The organism is Mesorhizobium sp. M0991, from assembly GCF_040318915.1.
GTDB lineage: Bacteria > Pseudomonadota > Alphaproteobacteria > Rhizobiales > Rhizobiaceae > Mesorhizobium.
In genome coordinates this window covers 532390-547744 of the sequence record NZ_JAMYNE010000001.1, presented here as the reverse complement: position 1 = coordinate 547744, position 15355 = coordinate 532390, and the positions used below count along the sequence as shown (strand labels likewise).

At 63.2% G+C, this 15355-nt stretch carries 20 protein-coding genes; 10 read left to right on the top strand and 10 right to left on the bottom strand.

Translation table 11 applies throughout. The features are described from left to right. Nucleotides 1-59: 59 nt before the first annotated feature. Both hemJ and hemE read right to left on the bottom strand, forming a co-directional pair. Nucleotides 60-605: a protoporphyrinogen oxidase HemJ gene (gene hemJ / locus NKH70_RS02740; RefSeq protein ID WP_502908313.1), complete on the bottom strand. Its 546-nt coding sequence runs from the start codon at nt 603-605 to the stop codon at nt 60-62. Nucleotides 606-607: 2 nt separating this feature from the next. Then, nucleotides 608-1636, bottom strand: coding sequence for a uroporphyrinogen decarboxylase (gene hemE / locus NKH70_RS02735; protein WP_352913105.1), 1029 nt, complete (start codon nt 1634-1636; stop codon nt 608-610). 401 nt (nt 1637-2037) lie between these two features. On the opposite strand from hemE, the gene NKH70_RS02730 reads away from it, so the two are divergent. The 5 genes from NKH70_RS02730 (at nt 2038) to dnaQ (ending at nt 5866) form a co-directional block, all read left to right on the top strand. After that, nucleotides 2038-2856 carry a pyruvate, water dikinase regulatory protein gene (locus NKH70_RS02730; RefSeq protein ID WP_292659665.1) on the top strand — a complete coding sequence of 273 codons (819 nt, stop codon included), beginning with the start codon at nt 2038-2040 and terminating at the stop codon, nt 2854-2856. Between the two features lie 171 nt (nt 2857-3027). Beyond that, a complete protein-coding gene (locus NKH70_RS02725; protein ID WP_352715887.1) occupies nt 3028-3627 on the top strand; it encodes a Maf-like protein in 600 nt (199 codons plus the stop codon). Continuing rightward, nucleotides 3620-4462 carry a shikimate dehydrogenase gene (locus NKH70_RS02720; RefSeq protein WP_352977026.1) on the top strand — a complete coding sequence of 281 codons (843 nt, stop codon included), beginning with the start codon at nt 3620-3622 and terminating at the stop codon, nt 4460-4462. Before NKH70_RS02725 ends, NKH70_RS02720 begins: the two co-directional genes overlap by 8 nt. Further along, nucleotides 4459-5061 (top strand): dephospho-CoA kinase, encoded by a 603-nt coding sequence (gene coaE, locus NKH70_RS02715; RefSeq protein ID WP_352715893.1) that lies wholly within the window; start codon nt 4459-4461, stop codon nt 5059-5061. Before NKH70_RS02720 ends, coaE begins: the two co-directional genes overlap by 4 nt. An 85-nt stretch (nt 5062-5146) precedes the next feature. Beyond that, nucleotides 5147-5866, top strand: coding sequence for a DNA polymerase III subunit epsilon (gene dnaQ, locus NKH70_RS02710; protein WP_352977025.1), 720 nt, complete (start codon nt 5147-5149; stop codon nt 5864-5866). Between the two features lie 258 nt (nt 5867-6124). Here the strand turns inward: dnaQ and secB are convergent, their stop codons facing one another. Both secB and NKH70_RS02700 read right to left on the bottom strand, forming a co-directional pair. Beyond that, complete coding sequence (secB, locus tag NKH70_RS02705) at nt 6125-6628, bottom strand: protein-export chaperone SecB (protein WP_292659655.1); 504 nt, start codon at nt 6626-6628, stop codon at nt 6125-6127. Between the two features lie 113 nt (nt 6629-6741). Continuing rightward, a complete protein-coding gene (locus tag NKH70_RS02700) occupies nt 6742-7233 on the bottom strand; it encodes an FxsA family protein (RefSeq protein WP_352913112.1) in 492 nt (163 codons plus the stop codon). 197 nt (nt 7234-7430) lie between these two features. Here NKH70_RS02700 and NKH70_RS02695 point away from each other — a divergent pair, with 197 nt between their 5' ends. From NKH70_RS02695 to NKH70_RS02680, 4 genes are read left to right on the top strand one after another with little or no spacing between them, the layout of a single operon-like run. Beyond that, nucleotides 7431-8138 (top strand): Tim44/TimA family putative adaptor protein, encoded by a 708-nt coding sequence (locus NKH70_RS02695; protein ID WP_292659652.1) that lies wholly within the window; start codon nt 7431-7433, stop codon nt 8136-8138. A gap of 23 nt (nt 8139-8161) precedes the next feature. Further along, nucleotides 8162-9268, top strand: a complete 1107-nt coding sequence (gene mltA / locus NKH70_RS02690; RefSeq protein WP_352913114.1) for a murein transglycosylase A — start codon at nt 8162-8164, stop codon at nt 9266-9268. Beyond that, nucleotides 9265-9798 (top strand): Smr/MutS family protein, encoded by a 534-nt coding sequence (locus tag NKH70_RS02685; RefSeq protein WP_352466565.1) that lies wholly within the window; start codon nt 9265-9267, stop codon nt 9796-9798. Before mltA ends, NKH70_RS02685 begins: the two co-directional genes overlap by 4 nt. 24 nt (nt 9799-9822) lie before the next feature. After that, complete coding sequence (locus NKH70_RS02680; RefSeq protein ID WP_292659646.1) at nt 9823-10191, top strand: helix-turn-helix domain-containing protein; 369 nt, start codon at nt 9823-9825, stop codon at nt 10189-10191. Nucleotides 10192-10200: 9 nt separating this feature from the next. Here NKH70_RS02680 and NKH70_RS02675 read toward each other — a convergent pair whose 3' ends face one another. From NKH70_RS02675 to NKH70_RS02665, 3 genes are all read right to left on the bottom strand, one after another. Further along, nucleotides 10201-10818, bottom strand: a complete 618-nt coding sequence (locus tag NKH70_RS02675) for a transglutaminase-like cysteine peptidase (RefSeq protein ID WP_292659644.1) — start codon at nt 10816-10818, stop codon at nt 10201-10203. A 210-nt stretch (nt 10819-11028) separates the two neighbouring features. After that, the gene (locus tag NKH70_RS02670) at nt 11029-12306 is read right to left on the bottom strand and encodes a polyhydroxyalkanoate depolymerase (protein ID WP_352913116.1); all 1278 of its coding nucleotides are present in this window, start codon (nt 12304-12306) and stop codon (nt 11029-11031) included. 245 nt (nt 12307-12551) lie between these two features. After that, nucleotides 12552-12911, bottom strand: a complete 360-nt coding sequence (locus NKH70_RS02665) for a septal ring lytic transglycosylase RlpA family protein (RefSeq protein WP_352529976.1) — start codon at nt 12909-12911, stop codon at nt 12552-12554. A gap of 305 nt (nt 12912-13216) precedes the next feature. Here NKH70_RS02665 and NKH70_RS02660 point away from each other — a divergent pair, with 305 nt between their 5' ends. Next, nucleotides 13217-13402: a hypothetical protein gene (locus tag NKH70_RS02660; protein WP_352715913.1), complete on the top strand. Its 186-nt coding sequence runs from the start codon at nt 13217-13219 to the stop codon at nt 13400-13402. Between the two features lie 58 nt (nt 13403-13460). Here NKH70_RS02660 and NKH70_RS02655 read toward each other — a convergent pair whose 3' ends face one another. From NKH70_RS02655 to NKH70_RS02645, 3 genes are read right to left on the bottom strand one after another with little or no spacing between them, the layout of a single operon-like run. Beyond that, nucleotides 13461-13649, bottom strand: coding sequence for a hypothetical protein (locus tag NKH70_RS02655; protein WP_352715916.1), 189 nt, complete (start codon nt 13647-13649; stop codon nt 13461-13463). A gap of 6 nt (nt 13650-13655) precedes the next feature. Further along, nucleotides 13656-14522 carry an ABC transporter permease subunit gene (locus NKH70_RS02650; protein ID WP_353024798.1) on the bottom strand — a complete coding sequence of 289 codons (867 nt, stop codon included), beginning with the start codon at nt 14520-14522 and terminating at the stop codon, nt 13656-13658. Beyond that, a complete protein-coding gene (locus NKH70_RS02645; RefSeq protein ID WP_353024797.1) occupies nt 14519-15292 on the bottom strand; it encodes a taurine ABC transporter ATP-binding protein in 774 nt (257 codons plus the stop codon). Before NKH70_RS02645 ends, NKH70_RS02650 begins: the two co-directional genes overlap by 4 nt. Nucleotides 15293-15355 lie beyond the last annotated feature (63 nt).

Sequence of the window (15355 nt, the reverse complement as noted above, 5' to 3'; positions counted from 1 at the left end):
CGTCTTTTATCGTCGGTCGGTTGAAAGAGCAAGCCGCCTTTTGCGGGCAACCGAAGACGTCAGAACGGTTTCACGATAACCAGGACGACGATGACGATCATCAGCAATGTAGGGATCTCATTGACGATCCGCCAGTGCCTTGCCGGTTTTTCATTGCGGTCTTCGGAAAATTTCCGGACGGCGCCGGCGAGATAGCCATGCACGGCCGACAGGCCAACCACCGCAGCGATCTTGGCATGCAGCCAGCCGCCCTGAAAACCAAAGCCTTTCCAGGCAAGCCACAGGCCGAACGCCCAGGTGATCACCATTGCCGGATTGATGATGCCGCGCAGCACGCGGCGCTCCATCACCTTGAAAGTCTCCGACTGGACGGAGCCTTTTTCGGCATCGGCATGATAGACCAGCAAGCGCGGCAGATAGAGCATGCCCGCCACCCAGGAGATGACGGCAATCACATGGATCGCCTTCGCCCAGGGATAGAAATCATCGGGCCCGAAGAGAAACAGCAGCCCGGCCAGCACGAGAAAAATGGCGATCGCAATTGCCGCGCGGCGCATCGCGCCCTTGCCGGTGTTGGTGCCGTTCGCATTGTCTGCGCCCATCATCGTCACGACGCGCTCCGCACCAGCTTGACCATCTGCTCGACATGCGCGAGCGGCGTCTCCGGTGTGATGCCGTGGCCGAGGTTGAAGATCAGCGGCCCGTCGCCCAGCGCCTTCAGGATCGCCGCTACGCCGTCGCCAAGTGCCTTGCCGCCGGCTACGAGCCGCAGCGGATCGAGATTGCCCTGCACGGCGCCGTCACGCTGCAATTCCTTTGCCGTCGACAAGGGCACGGTCCAGTCGAGGCCCAGCCCCGCCACGCCGGTCTTCTGGCGATAGCTTCGATAGTGATCTCCGGCACCCTTGGGAAAGCCGATGATCGGAACGTCGGGATGGGCAGCCTTCACTTGCCGGACGATCTCGGCCACCGGCTGGACACAGAACAACTCGAACGACGCTTCGTCGAGCACGCCGGACCACGAATCAAAGATCTGCACCGCGTCGGCGCCGGCATCGATCTGGCGGATCAGATAGGCAGCCGAATGATCGGCGAGCACCTTCAGCAGCCTAAGGAAGGCCGCCGGCTCGCGATAGGCGAACAGCCTGGCCGGCGCCTGGTCGGGCGTGCCGTGGCCGGCAATCATATAGGTCGCCACCGTCCAGGGCGCACCGCAGAAGCCGATCAGCGTCGTTTCATCAGGCAGTCTGGCGCGCAATCGCCGCACCGTCTCGTAGACCGGCTCGAGATTCACGTGAAACGTTTCGCCTTCGAGAGCAGCAATTTCCGCAGCCGTGATCGGCGTCAGCAGCGGGCCGCGTCCTTCCTCGAAGCGCACGTCGCGGCCGAGCGCATGCGGCACCACAAGGATATCGGAAAACAGGATCGATGCGTCGAAGCCGAAGCGTTCGATCGGCTGCAACGTCACTTCGACGGCGAGATCCGGGTCGTAGCAAAGATCGAGGAACGATCCTGCCCGTCTCCTCGTCTCCCGGTATTCCGGCAGATAGCGGCCAGCCTGGCGCATCATCCAGAGCGGCGGCGGAAACGCCGCCTTGCCTCTCAACACGTCCAGCACGATCCGGTCTTGAGGCATTGAGCGCTCGCCTTTCCAGGCTTCCCTATAATTAAATATTCTATTTTTAGGAATCTTATGATTCTAAGAGTCTGTTGGTTGTGGTGGTTGTCTCCTGTCCCGCTTTGCCCTCGAAAAGACCAGCCAGCATATTGTCGCGCGCTTCTCCAACGGGATTGCAGGACTTTGTGGAAAGTCGGGAATTTACGACTGGAATCAATGCGTTGCCGCCAGGCCAGGGAAATTGCCCCTGTGGATGACGCGAAGGTAAAAAGCTCCGTCCCCGGACTTGTCCCCAACCGCCCTGAGAAGCGGACAGCACATCGAATTGTGGACAAACCGGCATCTGATACAGTCGCTTCGCGGTGGCCGAGTTTTCCGCCCGGCTTATCCACATCGGCCCACAGCCTGGAATGTATCCTGTGAACAAACCGCAGAGCTTCTTTCACCTTCATCTGATTTCCGACGCCACCGGCGAAACGCTGCTGGCCGCCGGCCGCGCGGCTTCCGCGCAGTACAAGGACGCGCGCGCCATCGAACATATCTACCCGCTCATCCGCACCGAAAAGCAGGTGACGAAGGTGTTCGAGGACATCGAGGAGGAGCCGGGCATCATCCTCTACACGGTGGTCGACCAGAAGCTTGCCCGTGGCATCGACGAACGCTGCGCGGCGATGGGCCTACCTTGCGTCTCGGTGCTCGAGCCGGTGCTGACGGTGTTCCAGTCCTATCTCGGCACGCCGGCCGGCCGCCGCGTCGGAGCCCAGCATGTGCTGGACGCTGAATATTTTCGCCGCATCGACGCGCTCAATTTCACCATGGAGCATGATGACGGCCAGCTGCCGGCCAATATGGACGATGCCGACATCGTGCTTGTCGGCATCTCCCGCACCTCAAAGACGCCGACCAGCATCTATCTCGCCAATCGCGGCATCAAGACCGCCAACATTCCGATCGTGCTCGGCGTGCCGGTGCCCGAAAGCCTGGTCGATGCCAGGAGGCCGCTGATCGTCGGCCTGGTCGCCACCGCCGAACGCATATCGCAAGTCCGGCAGAACCGCATTCTCGGCACCAGCGCCTATGAGCCGACCGATTATGTCGACCGCGCTGCGATCGCCGAAGAGCTCGCCTATGCCCGCCAGATATGCACGCGGCATGGCTGGCCGATGATCGACGTCAGCCGCCGTTCGATTGAGGAGACGGCGGCGGCGATCGTTGCCCTGCGCGGCAAGACGCGGTAGGGCATGTCGATATTCAGGTGATGCCGGCCTGCGAACGGCGGTTTCCTGCGCTTCCGGTACTCACGGACCCAAATGTCCGCTCCGTTCCGGTTCTCGGAACCCACCATTCTCGACTCGGCCTGACCTGAATCTCGACACACCCTAGCGAGCGCCAGGAAACGGGCGAAAAAAATGGCCGAAAAAATCATCCTTGCCTCGGGCAGTCCGTTCCGCAAGGCGCTGCTCGTCAATGCCGGCGTTACGGTCGAAGCGGTTCCGGCTTCTGTCGACGAACGCGCGCTCGAGGCGCCGCTGCAAAATAGTGGCGTGTCGCCGGAGGATGTCGCCCTGGTGCTTGCCGAAGCCAAGGCCACCGAAGTCAGCGAGCGCAAGCCCGGCGCCCTGGTGCTCGGCTGCGACCAGACGCTGTCGCTCGGCGACGAACTGTTCCACAAGCCGGCCACTATGGAAGACGCGCGCCGTCATCTGCTGGCACTGTCGGGCAAGACGCATCAGCTCAACAGCGCCGTCGTGCTGGCCCGTGACGGCCAGGTTCTGTGGCGGCATGTTGGCATCGCCAACCTGACCATGCGCAAGCTCGATCCGGCCTTCATCGGCCGCCATCTGGCGCGCGTCGGCGCCAAGGCGTCGTCCAGCGTCGGCGCCTACCAGATCGAAGGCGAGGGCATCCAGCTGTTCGAAAAAATCGAAGGCGACTATTTTACCATTGTCGGCCTGCCGCTTTTGCCGGTGCTGGCCAAGCTGCGTGAGTTCGGGGCGATCGATGGCTGAGGCCCCGAAAAAAGCCTTCGTCACCGGCCACCCGATCGCACATTCCAGGTCCCCGAAGATCCACGGCTACTGGCTGGCGAACTACGGCATCGACGGCCTCTATCAGGCCATCGACGTTGCACCGGAAGCGTTTGCGGAATTCCTGCGAACGCTGCAGGCACAAGACTATCGTGGCGGCAACGTCACCATCCCGCACAAGGAAGCCGCCTTCGCTCTGGCCAAGCGGCGGGACGCCGACGCCGAACAGATCGGTGCGGTCAACACACTGTGGTTCGAGGATCGCGAATTGTGGGGCGGCAATACCGATGCCCATGGCTTTGCCGCCAATCTGGACGAGTATGCACCGGGCTGGGCGGCCAACGGCCCCGCCGTGGTGCTCGGTGCCGGCGGCGCCGCTCGCGCGGTCATCCATGCGCTGAAGCAGCGCGGCGTCAGCGACATCCGCATCGTCAACCGGACGCTTGCGAGGGCGCAGGAGCTGCGCGACCGCTTCGGTGCCGGCGTCTCCGCCCACAACATCGCGGCAACCGGCGAATTGCTCGAGGATGCCGGCCTGCTGGTCAACACCTCAGCGCTCGGCATGCATGGCAATGAAGGCCTGTCCGCCGATCCGGGCAGACTGCCGGACCGCGCCATCGTCACCGACATCGTCTACGTGCCGCTGGAGACGCCGCTGCTTGCCGCAGCCAAGGCGCGCGGCCTGAGAACCGTCGATGGGCTCGGCATGCTGCTACACCAGGCGGTGCCCGGCTTCGAGCGCTGGTTCGGCATCAGGCCGCAGGTCTCCGCCGAGCTGCGGCAAATGATCATTGCCGATATCGGCGCGATAAAATGATTGTACTCGGCCTCACCGGATCGATCGGCATGGGCAAGTCGACCACAGCCAAGATGTTTGCCGAGGCCGGCGTGCCGGTCCATGATTCCGACGAGGCGGTGCATCGGCTTTATGCCGGCAAGGCCGCGCCCTTGGTCGAGGCGGCCTTTCCCGGGACCACCAGATCCGGTGCGGTCGACCGCGCGGCACTGGCGGAGCGGGTGCTCGGCGACGCCGCCGCGCTGAAACGGCTCGAAGCGATCATCCATCCGCTGGTCCGTGCCGATGCCGATGCGTTCCTGGCTGAAAATCGTGCCGCCGGCGCACCGCTTGCCGTGCTCGATATACCGCTGCTGTTCGAGACCGGCGGCCGGAACCGTGTCGACAAGGTCGTGGTCGTCACCGCGCCGCCTGAAGTCCAGCGCGCCCGCGTGCTGGCACGCCCGGGCATGAGCGAGGAAAAGTTTGCGTCGATCCTGGCCAGGCAGGTTCCCGACGCCGAAAAGCGCCGGCGCGCCGACTTCGTCATCGACACCGGCCAGGGCTTTGACGCCGCTCGCGCTGCCGTCAAGGCCATCATCGCCGAACTAGTCGGGGATAAGGCAGCCAGGCCTGGTTAAGAGGCTTGCAGCCCACATTACTCGTTGCCATTTTGTTCCGGGTGTGATTCGGCTAGAATGACACCGGAACCAATGGACTGATTCGATGCGTGAGATCATCTTCGATACGGAAACCACCGGGCTCGACACGCGCGAGGACCGCGTCATCGAGCTTGGCGGCGTCGAGTTGGTCAACCGCTTCCCGACCGGCCGAACCTTCCACAAATACATCAACCCGCAAGGCCGCCAGATCCATCACGAGGCGCAGGCCGTGCACGGCATCAGCGCCGCCGATCTTCAGGGCAAGCCGACTTTCATGGAGATCGCCGAGGAGTTTCTGGCCTTCATCGACGGCGCCAAGCTGGTCGCGCACAATGCCGGCTTCGACATCGGCTTCCTCAATCTCGAATTCGGCCGGCTTGGTCATCCGGCCATCGATCCTGGACGGATCGTCGACACGCTGGCGCTGGCGCGCCGCAAGCATCCGATGGGCCCCAATTCGCTCGACGCGCTTTGCCGCCGCTACGGCATCGACAACGGCCGCCGCACCAAGCACGGCGCGCTGCTCGATTCGGAATTGCTAGCCGAGGTCTATATCGAGCTTATCGGCGGCAAGCAGGCAAGCCTTATCCTCGACAGCATCCTGACTCCGGCGGGCGGGAGGCAGAATGTCGACGACATCGACATTTCGATCGGTGTGCGGCCGATCGCGTTGCCCCCGCGCCTGACCGATGCCGAGCGCACAGCACACGCAAGCATGGTTGGTACATTGGGCGAAAAGGCGCTCTGGCTGCGCGTCGCCCCGGAAGCGAGTTCCGCGGCATAGTGATTTTGAGCGGAGTGATCCGTCGCACCCCCCTCTGTCCTGCCGGACATCTCCCCCTCAAGGGGGGAGATTGGGCAGTCCCAGCGCTTGGCTCATTCCTGCGACGATGAAGGATTGGCGAAGGCTGACGTGAAGTCCGATCTCCCCACTTGAGGGGGAGATGGCTGGCAGGCCAGAGGGGGGTACTGTCCCGCCAGCGGGTATACAAAAAACCCGGCGCAAGGCCGGGTTTTTCAAACGCTAGCGAGACAGCCGCGTTCAGCTCACCTTGACCTTGGCGGCGGCAGCCTGGTCCTCGGCCAGCTTCTGCTGGAACATCTGCGCGAAATCGATCGGGTCTAGCATCAGCGGCGGGAAGCCGCCATTGCGTGTTGCCTCGGCAATGATCTGCCGGGCGAACGGGAACAGCAGCCGTGGGCATTCGATGAACAGGATCGGCAGCATGTGCTCCTGCGGGAAGCCGCTGATGGCAAAGACGCCGCCATAGACCAGCTCGACGTTGAACAGCACTTCCTGGTCGAACGACGCTTTTGCGTTCAGCGTCAAATTGACGTCGAACTGCTTGTCCGAAAGCGGGTTGGCGTTGACGTTGACATTAATGGCGATGCCGGGGGCCTTGTCGCGGCCGCGCAACGAGTTCGGTGCGCCGGGGCTTTCGAAGGAAAGGTCCTTCACATATTGCGCAAGCACGTTGAGCGAAGGCTGCGCCGCATTTCCATTACCGTTGGCTGCGCCGGTCGGCGCGTCGTCGTTGCTGGCCATAAGCTGTGGTCCTTTTGCCTGGGCAGCGTTGCTGACCGGATTGAAATTCGGGGTTCGCTATCATGGCCGGCCCGACAAGACAAGGTTTGCAAAAGACGCTGGTTGCCTTGCGGCTACTCGTCCTTGAGGCGGCGCCAGGGAGAATCCGGTCCGCGCGTATGGTCGTCGGCGCGCGAATAGTCGCCGTCGTCGAGATCGATGGTCTTGCCGCGTTGCCTTGCCCGCAAACCACTGCTGAAATCGGTTGCCAGCACGATGCGGCCTTTCAGCATCCGCCAGGCAAGATCGCGCACTGGCGGCAGGAACAGCAGAATGCCGAAAATATCCGAGATGAAGCCGGGGATGATCAAAAGGATCGCGGCCAGCACGATCATGGCGCCATGCGCAAGCTGGCCGCTCGGGTCACGCCCGGCATCCATTTCGGCACGCACCCTGGCCATGACGCCAAAACCCTGGTGCCGCAGCAGCAGGGCGCCGGCGACGCTTGAGGCCAGCACCAGCCCGACCGTCGCCAGCGCGCCGACCTGGCGGCCGACAATGACGAAACCGGCTATCTCCAGCAGCGGAAGCGCGAGAATGAACAGGGGAAGCAGCGAGATACGCAAATCTTGACCGATCGTTTCGATGTTTTGCCGGCCGGCGAGCAATCGCCGCTGGCACCAGAGCTGTTAGATAGGTATGGCTGCCTTTGATTTGAATGATTGCGCCATGCGTTCTATATGCTTTGGATACTGAACGCTATGTGATCGCGGCCCTTGCTTGGCCGCGGTCCGGCCAAAGCAGGGATTGATTGGCGCAAGATATGGGCTTCTTCGACTTCGGCACGATTTTCTTTCTGATTGCGGCGGTGGTGATCTTCTTTCAGCTGCGCAACGTGCTTGGCCGACGCACGGGCAACGAGCGCCCGCCCTTCGATCCATATACGGCAGCGCGCAAGAACGACAAGGATGCCGCCCAGAAACCCGAGAACGTGGTTTCGCTGCCGCGCAAGCGGCTGGCGGGAGAGCCGGCGGCCGACACCTATGTGGCGATCGATGCCTTTGCCAAGCCCGACACCGATCTCAACCGGGGTCTGCGGGCGATCAAGGACAATGATCCGACCTTCGACCCGAAGACCTTCGTCGACGGCGCCAAGATGGCTTATGAGATGATCGTCATGGCCTACGCCGATGGCGACCGCAAAACCTTGAAGAACCTTTTGTCGCGCGAGGTCTATGACGGCTTCGTCGCGGCCATCGGCGACCGTGAGGCGAAAGCCGAGAAGATCCAGTCCTCCTTCGTCGGCATCGACAAGGCCGACATCGTTTCGGCCGAAATGAAGGGCAGCGAGGCGCACATCACGCTGCGCATCGTCAGCGAACTGATCTCGGCGACCCGCGACAAGGCCGGCGCCGTCATCGACGGCGATCCGGAGACCGTCGCCGAGGTCAAGGACGTCTGGACCTTCGCCCGCGACGCGCGCTCGCGCGATCCGAACTGGAAGCTCGTCGCCACCGAAGAAGAAGACTGAACTGGACGGCGGCGGGGGCTGTCGTGTCGCTCTCTAGAGCCTTCAGCGAAAAATCCTTTGGCGAATTGCCGGGCTGGGGCGAGGACGACCATCTCCCTGCCTTTGACGCCTTTCGCCGCTCGGCCTTTCATATCCTGACCAAACCCTACCGCTCCGGCGCACTCGGCGTCGATTACAATGGCTTTGCCGATGCCTATACCGAAGCGCGTACCGTTTCGCCGGCGAATCGGTTGGAGGCCCGAAGCTTTTTCGAGCGCCATTTCGTTCCGGCTCGTATCGATGCCGAAGATGGTGGTCCCGGCCTGGTCACCGGCTTTTATGAACCGGAGGTCGAAGCCTCGCCCGTGCGCACGCAACGATTTTCGGTGCCGTTGCTGTCGCGCCCGGCCGACCTTGTCGACATCGACGACGGCAATCGTCCTTTCGGCTTGGATCCTTATGTCGCCTTCGCTCGTGCGGCGCCGAACGGCCCGGTCGAATATTTCGACCGCGGCGAGATCGAACGCGGCGTGCTTGCCGGAAAAGGGCTGGAAATCGCCTGGCTCGCCGACAAGGTCGATGCCTTCTTCATCCACGTGCAGGGCGCGGCACGGCTCAACATGACCGACGGCAGGCTTCGCCGCATCACCTACGCCGCCAAATCCGGCCAGCGCTTTACCGGACCGGGCACGATCCTGAGCGACGAAGGCGAGATCCCGCTGGAGAAAGTGACGATGCAGTCGATCCGTGCCTGGTTCAAGGCGCATCCGGAGCGCGTCGACGAGATCCTTTGGCGCAACCGCTCCTATATCTTCTTCCGCGAGATGGGCGTCGACGACCCAGAGCTCGGCCCGATCGCTGCCGCCAAGGTACCGCTGACACCCGGCCGCTCGATCGCCGTCGACCGGCTGCTGCACACTTTCGGCACGCCCTTCCATATCGATGCGCCGTCGCTGACCGCCTTCGACGGAAAACCGTTCCGGCGGCTGATGATCGCGCAGGACACCGGCTCGGCGATCACCGGGCCGGCCCGCGGTGATCTGTTTGCCGGGTCGGGCGATGCGGCCGGCGAGATCGCCGGCGTTATCCGCAACGCCGCCGATTTTTATGCGCTGATCCCCCGGTCGCTGGTTTCAGGAGCAGGCCGATGACCCGGCGCATCGACAGGCTGAGCGAGGACGACCGGGTGCTGTGGAACCTGGTGGCGCGCACGGCAAAGCCGCTGAAGGGCAAAATCGCCGTCGACATTCCTGACATTGGGCCGGAGATCGACCAAACCAGGCAGCCGCCGCCGGCACAGGTCGCGGGCAATCCTGCCACGGCCGCAAAGCCGAAGGCGCAGCATGTTTCCCACGCACTCGACGAACCGACGCTGGACAAGCTGTCGAAGGGCCGGCTGCCGATCGAGGGCCGTGTCGACCTGCATGGCCTGACCCAGGACGAAGCCTATTCGCTGCTGTTTTCCTTCCTGCGCCGGGCGCATGCCGGCGGCATCCGCTATGTCCTGGTGATCACCGGCAAGGGTTCCTCGTCGGGCGGCGATGGCGTCTTGCGGCGCGCCGTGCCGTCATGGCTGTCGACACCCGCCTTCCGGCCCCTCGTCTCCAGCCACGACCATGCCGCCCGCAACCATGGCGGCTCGGGCGCGCTCTATGTCCGCTTGCGGCGTGCGCGCTCATGAGGATGTGCCCATGAGGATGTGCTTGTGACTCCGTTCGGCGAAAGGCTCAGGGTGCTGCGAAACGAGCGCGGCGTCAGCCAGAAGGACATGGCCAAGGCGATCGGCGTCAGCGCAGCCTATCTCTCGGCGCTGGAGCACGGCCGCCGCGGTGCGCCGAGCTGGACGCTGATCCAGAAGATCATCGGCTATTTCAACATCATTTGGGACGACGCCGAGGAACTGGCGCGATTGGCCGAAACCTCGCATCCGCGTGTCAAGCTCGACACGTCGGGCCTTAGTCCGGCGGCGACCGAACTTGCGAATCTCCTGGCCGACAACATCGAAAAGCTCGACGAAGTGGAGCTTCGCCGCATCATTGCGTCGATCCGCGCCGCGCTGAACCGGCCGAAATGAGTTGCTTTGTTACTGGACCGAGCCGACCAGAACCTGCTGGCCGCCGCGGATCGAGACCCAGCGGCCGGTATTGTCGATCGCCTGCCGCTTGAGGAAACGATAGCCGGTCTGGTCCCAGGAACGGACCTGGTCGGTCAGATTGTCGAGGATGTAGTCGCCCTTGTCGGTGCGCACCGTCAGCACAGCGTGGCCTTCGCCATCCGGCTTGCGGACGACGGTCATCAGCAGATCGGCAAACGAGACGCCCAGCCGGTTCAGCTCACGGCGCTTTTCCAGGACATAGTCCTCGCAATCGCCGACGCCCTTGTCGGGATAGGCCCAGACCTCGTCCTTGCCGTAGATGTCGAAGTCGCTCTCCGGCTTGACGGCGGCGTTGACCTTTGTCGTGACGCTGAGCAGCTTGCGCCACAGCGAGCCGGTCAGGCTGGCGGGCGACAGATCCTTCGGGCGGATCGAGCATTCGGACGCGTAGCTCTTGCAGAAATCATAATGGCCGATCGGCTGCGAGGTCGGGCCACCTGTTATCATCGGGCTGGCTGCCGAGGCCGAACTGGCCCAACCTGCCGCCACAGTAAGTCCAGCCAGCGCGCACAGGCGCAGCGTTCTCGCCATTGGTGAGGAAATCATTGTCCCCGCTTGTCCCTTGTTATTAACGAAACGTTAAGGGGTATTTACAGTCCGTGTCAATTATGAGGATGGATTGATTTTTGCGGCATGGTTACCCGCGTGGCGCCAACGCGACTATTGTGCAACAGGTTGACCGGCCGCACGGCCGCCAACCGATGATCTTGGCATTGACCGACCTGATGCGGATTGGCGGGCATCATCACTGGTCGCCTATTTCTTGCCGGTCCTCACCAGCTTGGGCTTCACCGCAACCCGGTTCTGACGGCCGTAGCTGGTAATGAAATCGACGATGCGCGGCACGATTTCGGAGCGGAAGCGCGAGCCGTTGAACACACCATAATGGCCGACCGCCGGCTGCATGTAATGGGCGTGCCTGTCGGCCGGGATGTTGATGCAAAGGTCGTGCGCGGCCTTGGTCTGGCCGAGGCCGGAGATGTCGTCGTTCTCGCCCTCGACCGTGAACAGGGCGACATTGCTGATCGCCAAAGGGTCGACCGCCACGCCGCGGTGCGTCATCGTGCCCTTGGGCAAGGCCTGGCGGACAAACACGGTGTCGACGGTCTGCAGGTAGAATTCCGCCGTCAGATCCATCACCGCCAGATATTCGTCGTAGAACTCGCGGTGCTTCTCGGCATTGTCGCCGTCATGCTTCACCAGATGCATGAAGAAGTCCTTGTGGGCGATGATGTGGCGGTCGAGGTTCATGCTCATGAACCCCGAAAGCTGCAGGAAGCCGGGATAGACCTCGCGGCCGAAGCCCGGCACCGGCCAGGGCGCGCGCATGATGACGTTGTCGCGGAACCAGTCGATGCCCTTTTCCTGGGCCAGTAGATTGACCGCCGTCGGGCTGCGGCGGGTGTCGATCGGGCCGCCCATCAGCGTCATCGTCGAGGGCACGAACGGATCACCCTTGGCTTCCATCAGTGCCACCGCCGCCAGCACCGGCACCGAAGGCTGGCACACCGCCATCACATGGGTGTCGGGGCCTAGCGCATGCAGCATGTCGACGATGTAGTCGATATAGTCGTCGAGATCGAAGCTGCCGTCGGCCAGCGGCACCATGCGCGCGTCGACCCAGTCGGTGATATGCACGTCGGCATAGGGCAGCATCGCCTCCACCGTGCCGCGCAGCAGCGTCGCGTAGTGGCCCGACATCGGCGCGACGATCAACAGCTTCGGATCGGGCCGGCGCCCGGCCGGAACTGCGCGCTCGAAGTGAACCAGGTTGCAGAATGGCCGCGACCAGACGGTGCGTTCGCTGACCTCGACGTTTTTCCAGTCGACCACGGTCTTGGTCAGGCCGAATTGCGGCTTGCCGTAGCGGCGCGTCGTGCGCTCGAACAGTTCGGCCGTTGCCGCAACCGAGCGGCCCCAGGACGTGTGTGAGACCGGATTGAGCGGATTGGAGTAGAACAGGCGCACCGCATCGGCATAGAGGCGCGCCGGCTGCAAGGCGGCGTGGTTCAGTTCGTAGAGCTGGTAGAACATCGAGAACCCCGCTGCCGACTGCGATCGAAGGGCCGACGAGCAGCGCCGAGCCTTGAATGCCTTGCGGGAAGTTAGCAACAATCTGCTGCGATGCAATACGTCAACTTGCGTGATTTATGCTCGTTCTTTCGTCCAAGGCGTTGAGAATCCGCCTAGAACGGCAACAGCCGGCTCAATGTGCATCTGCGAAGGCTATTGGGACGATCGTTGGACGAGGTGTCCGGCCGCGGCGACGGGCCGAGCAGTTAGACCCGTGCCATGCAGACAGCGGTATGGCCCGAGCTGATGAAGCCAAGCTGGCTGGCGGCGCCCTTCGACAGATCGAGCATGCGGCCCCTGATAAACGGGCCGCGGTCATTGATGCGCACGACGACGCTGCGGCCATTGTTGCGGTTGGTCACCTTCAGCTTGGTGCCGAACGGCAGGCTGCGGTGCGCGGCGGTCAGCGCCGACGGGTTCATGCGCTCGCCGGAAGCGGTTCTGGAATGCAGTGAATACCAGGAGGCACGGCCACACTGCGCGGCGGCGCTGGCAGTCGATGCGCCGACCATCAGGCCAGCCGCGATCGTGGCCGCGACAAGCGCGGTCTGGTTGCTTTTGTTCATGTGTTGGGGACTGGCTCCGTTGACAGACCCGCAGCGGTTAGGGACGAATGAGGCAGCAAATGCGGCAATGATCTGTCGGTTCCATGGCAATGTTACACGTTTGGAGTCGGCGCGAAACAATTTGTCAGAGACTTTCCGCAGCGCAGCGCAGCTTCCTTGATGATATTTGCGCCGATCTCCGCATGTCTTGCGCAAGATCAGAGGTTAGCATCTAAGTAGAAGTTGGTGTATTCGAGCGGCTTCTTTTCGCTGTTCCATTCCGGCCGGAGCCGGGCTGATGATCGACTTGGAACGGAGTTTTAGAAATGAGATTGATCAAAAATCTGCTGGCCTTGATTGTGCTCGCCATCGGCATGCTGTGGACGTTGCAAGGCATCGGCTTCATCGGGGGCAGCTTCATGACCGGCCAGTCGCAATGGCTCTATGTCGGCATCGTGACGGTGCTGGTCGGCCTGGTCGGCTTGGCTTGGGCGAACCGTTCACGCGTTTGAGCAGGCGTTCATCGTCAAGTTCCCTCCAGAGCAGCGCACAGCGGACCGTGGCGGTCGGTCACCGCGACCAGTATTGCCAGCCCCAGTAGAAACTTTCGTCGCGCGGCGGCAGGCGGTTGCGCTCCGCGTCCAGCTGCACCGGCGTCGGCGTTTTGCGTTCGTCCCCAGGCAGCAGTTTGTCTCCGGCCTTGATCAGGCGGAGCCAATGGCCGAAATGCGCAAACAATACAGCGATGGAATGGGGCATTGTCGGTCACTCCCGCCCTGCCCACGGGACGAGCACCCGCTCGATCCTGCGGATGATGAATTCAAGCACGAAGGCAATGGCCGCGATCACCAGTATGCCCATCACCACCACGTCGGTGACGAGGAACTGGGCAGCGGACTGGATCATGAATCCGAGCCCGCGCGTCGCTGCCACCAGCTCGGCGGCAACCAGCGTCGACCAGCCGGCGCCAAGCGCGATGCGCAGACCGGTCAGGATCGAGGGCAGCGCGCTGGGCAGGATAACGTGCCTGATCACTTGGCGCTGCGTGGCGCCAAGCGAGCGCGCTGCATTGATGCGTTCCTGCGAGACGCCGCGAACACCCGATGCCGTCGACAGCGCGACCGGCGCCAGCATGGCGATGGCAATCACCAGGATCTTGGACGGCTCGCCAATGCCGAACCAGATAATGATCAGTGGCAGATAGGCGAGCGGCGGGATCGGCCGCAGGAATTCGAGCAGCGGATCGAAGATGCCCCGCCCGATCGTGCTGACGCCGATCGCCAGCCCGATGGGAACGCCGAGGACAAGGGCGACGATCAACGCCGCAAACACGCGCCACAGGCTGGCGGCAATATGCTGGAGCAGCGTCGCGTCGACAAAGCCGTCACGGGCGACGACGACAAATTTGTTCCAGACTGCCACAGGCGACGGCAGGAAAACCGGCCACACCAGTTGCAGGCGGGCCGATACCGTCCACACTGCCAGCACCATCAGAATGGTGATCGCGCTAACCACGCGGGCCGAAACGCGGCTGCGTCTCGGCCGCGGCCGCGACCATGGCACCGACAGCGCGTCGGCTCCATCGTCGACCTTGGAGCGCTGCGGCCGCTCGGTATAGGAGGTAACGGTCATGCTGCCTCCCCTTCGAAGATCGCATCGGTCAGCTCGCCGCGCGCCGCGGCGAAGGCGGGATCGGCCTTGATGCTGCGAATGGCCTCGCCGGCTGCATAGCGCCGGCTGAAGCCGGCCTCGAAACTCCGCACCACCCGCCCCGGCCCCGGAGCGAGCACAATGATACGGGTTGCCAGCACCAGCGCTTCCTCGATGCTGTGCGTGACCATCAGCACGCCGACCTGGCTTGCCGTCCACAGATCGAGCAGCGTTGTCTGCATGCGTTCGCGTGTCAGCGCATCGAGTGCGCCCAGCGGTTCGTCGAGCAGCAGGAATTGCGGCTCGGCCGCCAGCGCCCGGGCCAGGCCGACGCGCTGGCGCATGCCGCCGGAAAGCTCCCAGATGCGCTTGTCGCCGGCGCCGTCGAGCGTCACCAGCGCCAGAAGGTCGTCGGCGCGCCGCGCCCGTTCACTTGGCCCGACACCGCGCAGCCTGAGAGCAAAGGCGACATTTTCCCGCGCGGTCAGCCACGGAAACAGCGCGTCGTTCTGGAACACGACGGCGCGGTCCGAGCCTGGCGCCGAGATCGGCCTGCCGCCAATCGTGGCGCGTCCGCGCACAGGCTCGACCAGGCCCGCAGCGACATTGAGCAACGAGGTCTTGCCGCAGCCGGAGCGGCCGACCAGGACAACGAAGTCATCCTTGGCGATGTCAATCGACACGCGTTCTACGGCCGGCGCCGGCTGGCCGTCATAATGAATCGAGACTTGGTCGAGCACGAGATGCGTCATGTGGGGTCGCCGATATTCTGAATCTGCCTGCCCCGAAGTCGTTCCTCGTCAGCGGCTCCGGGG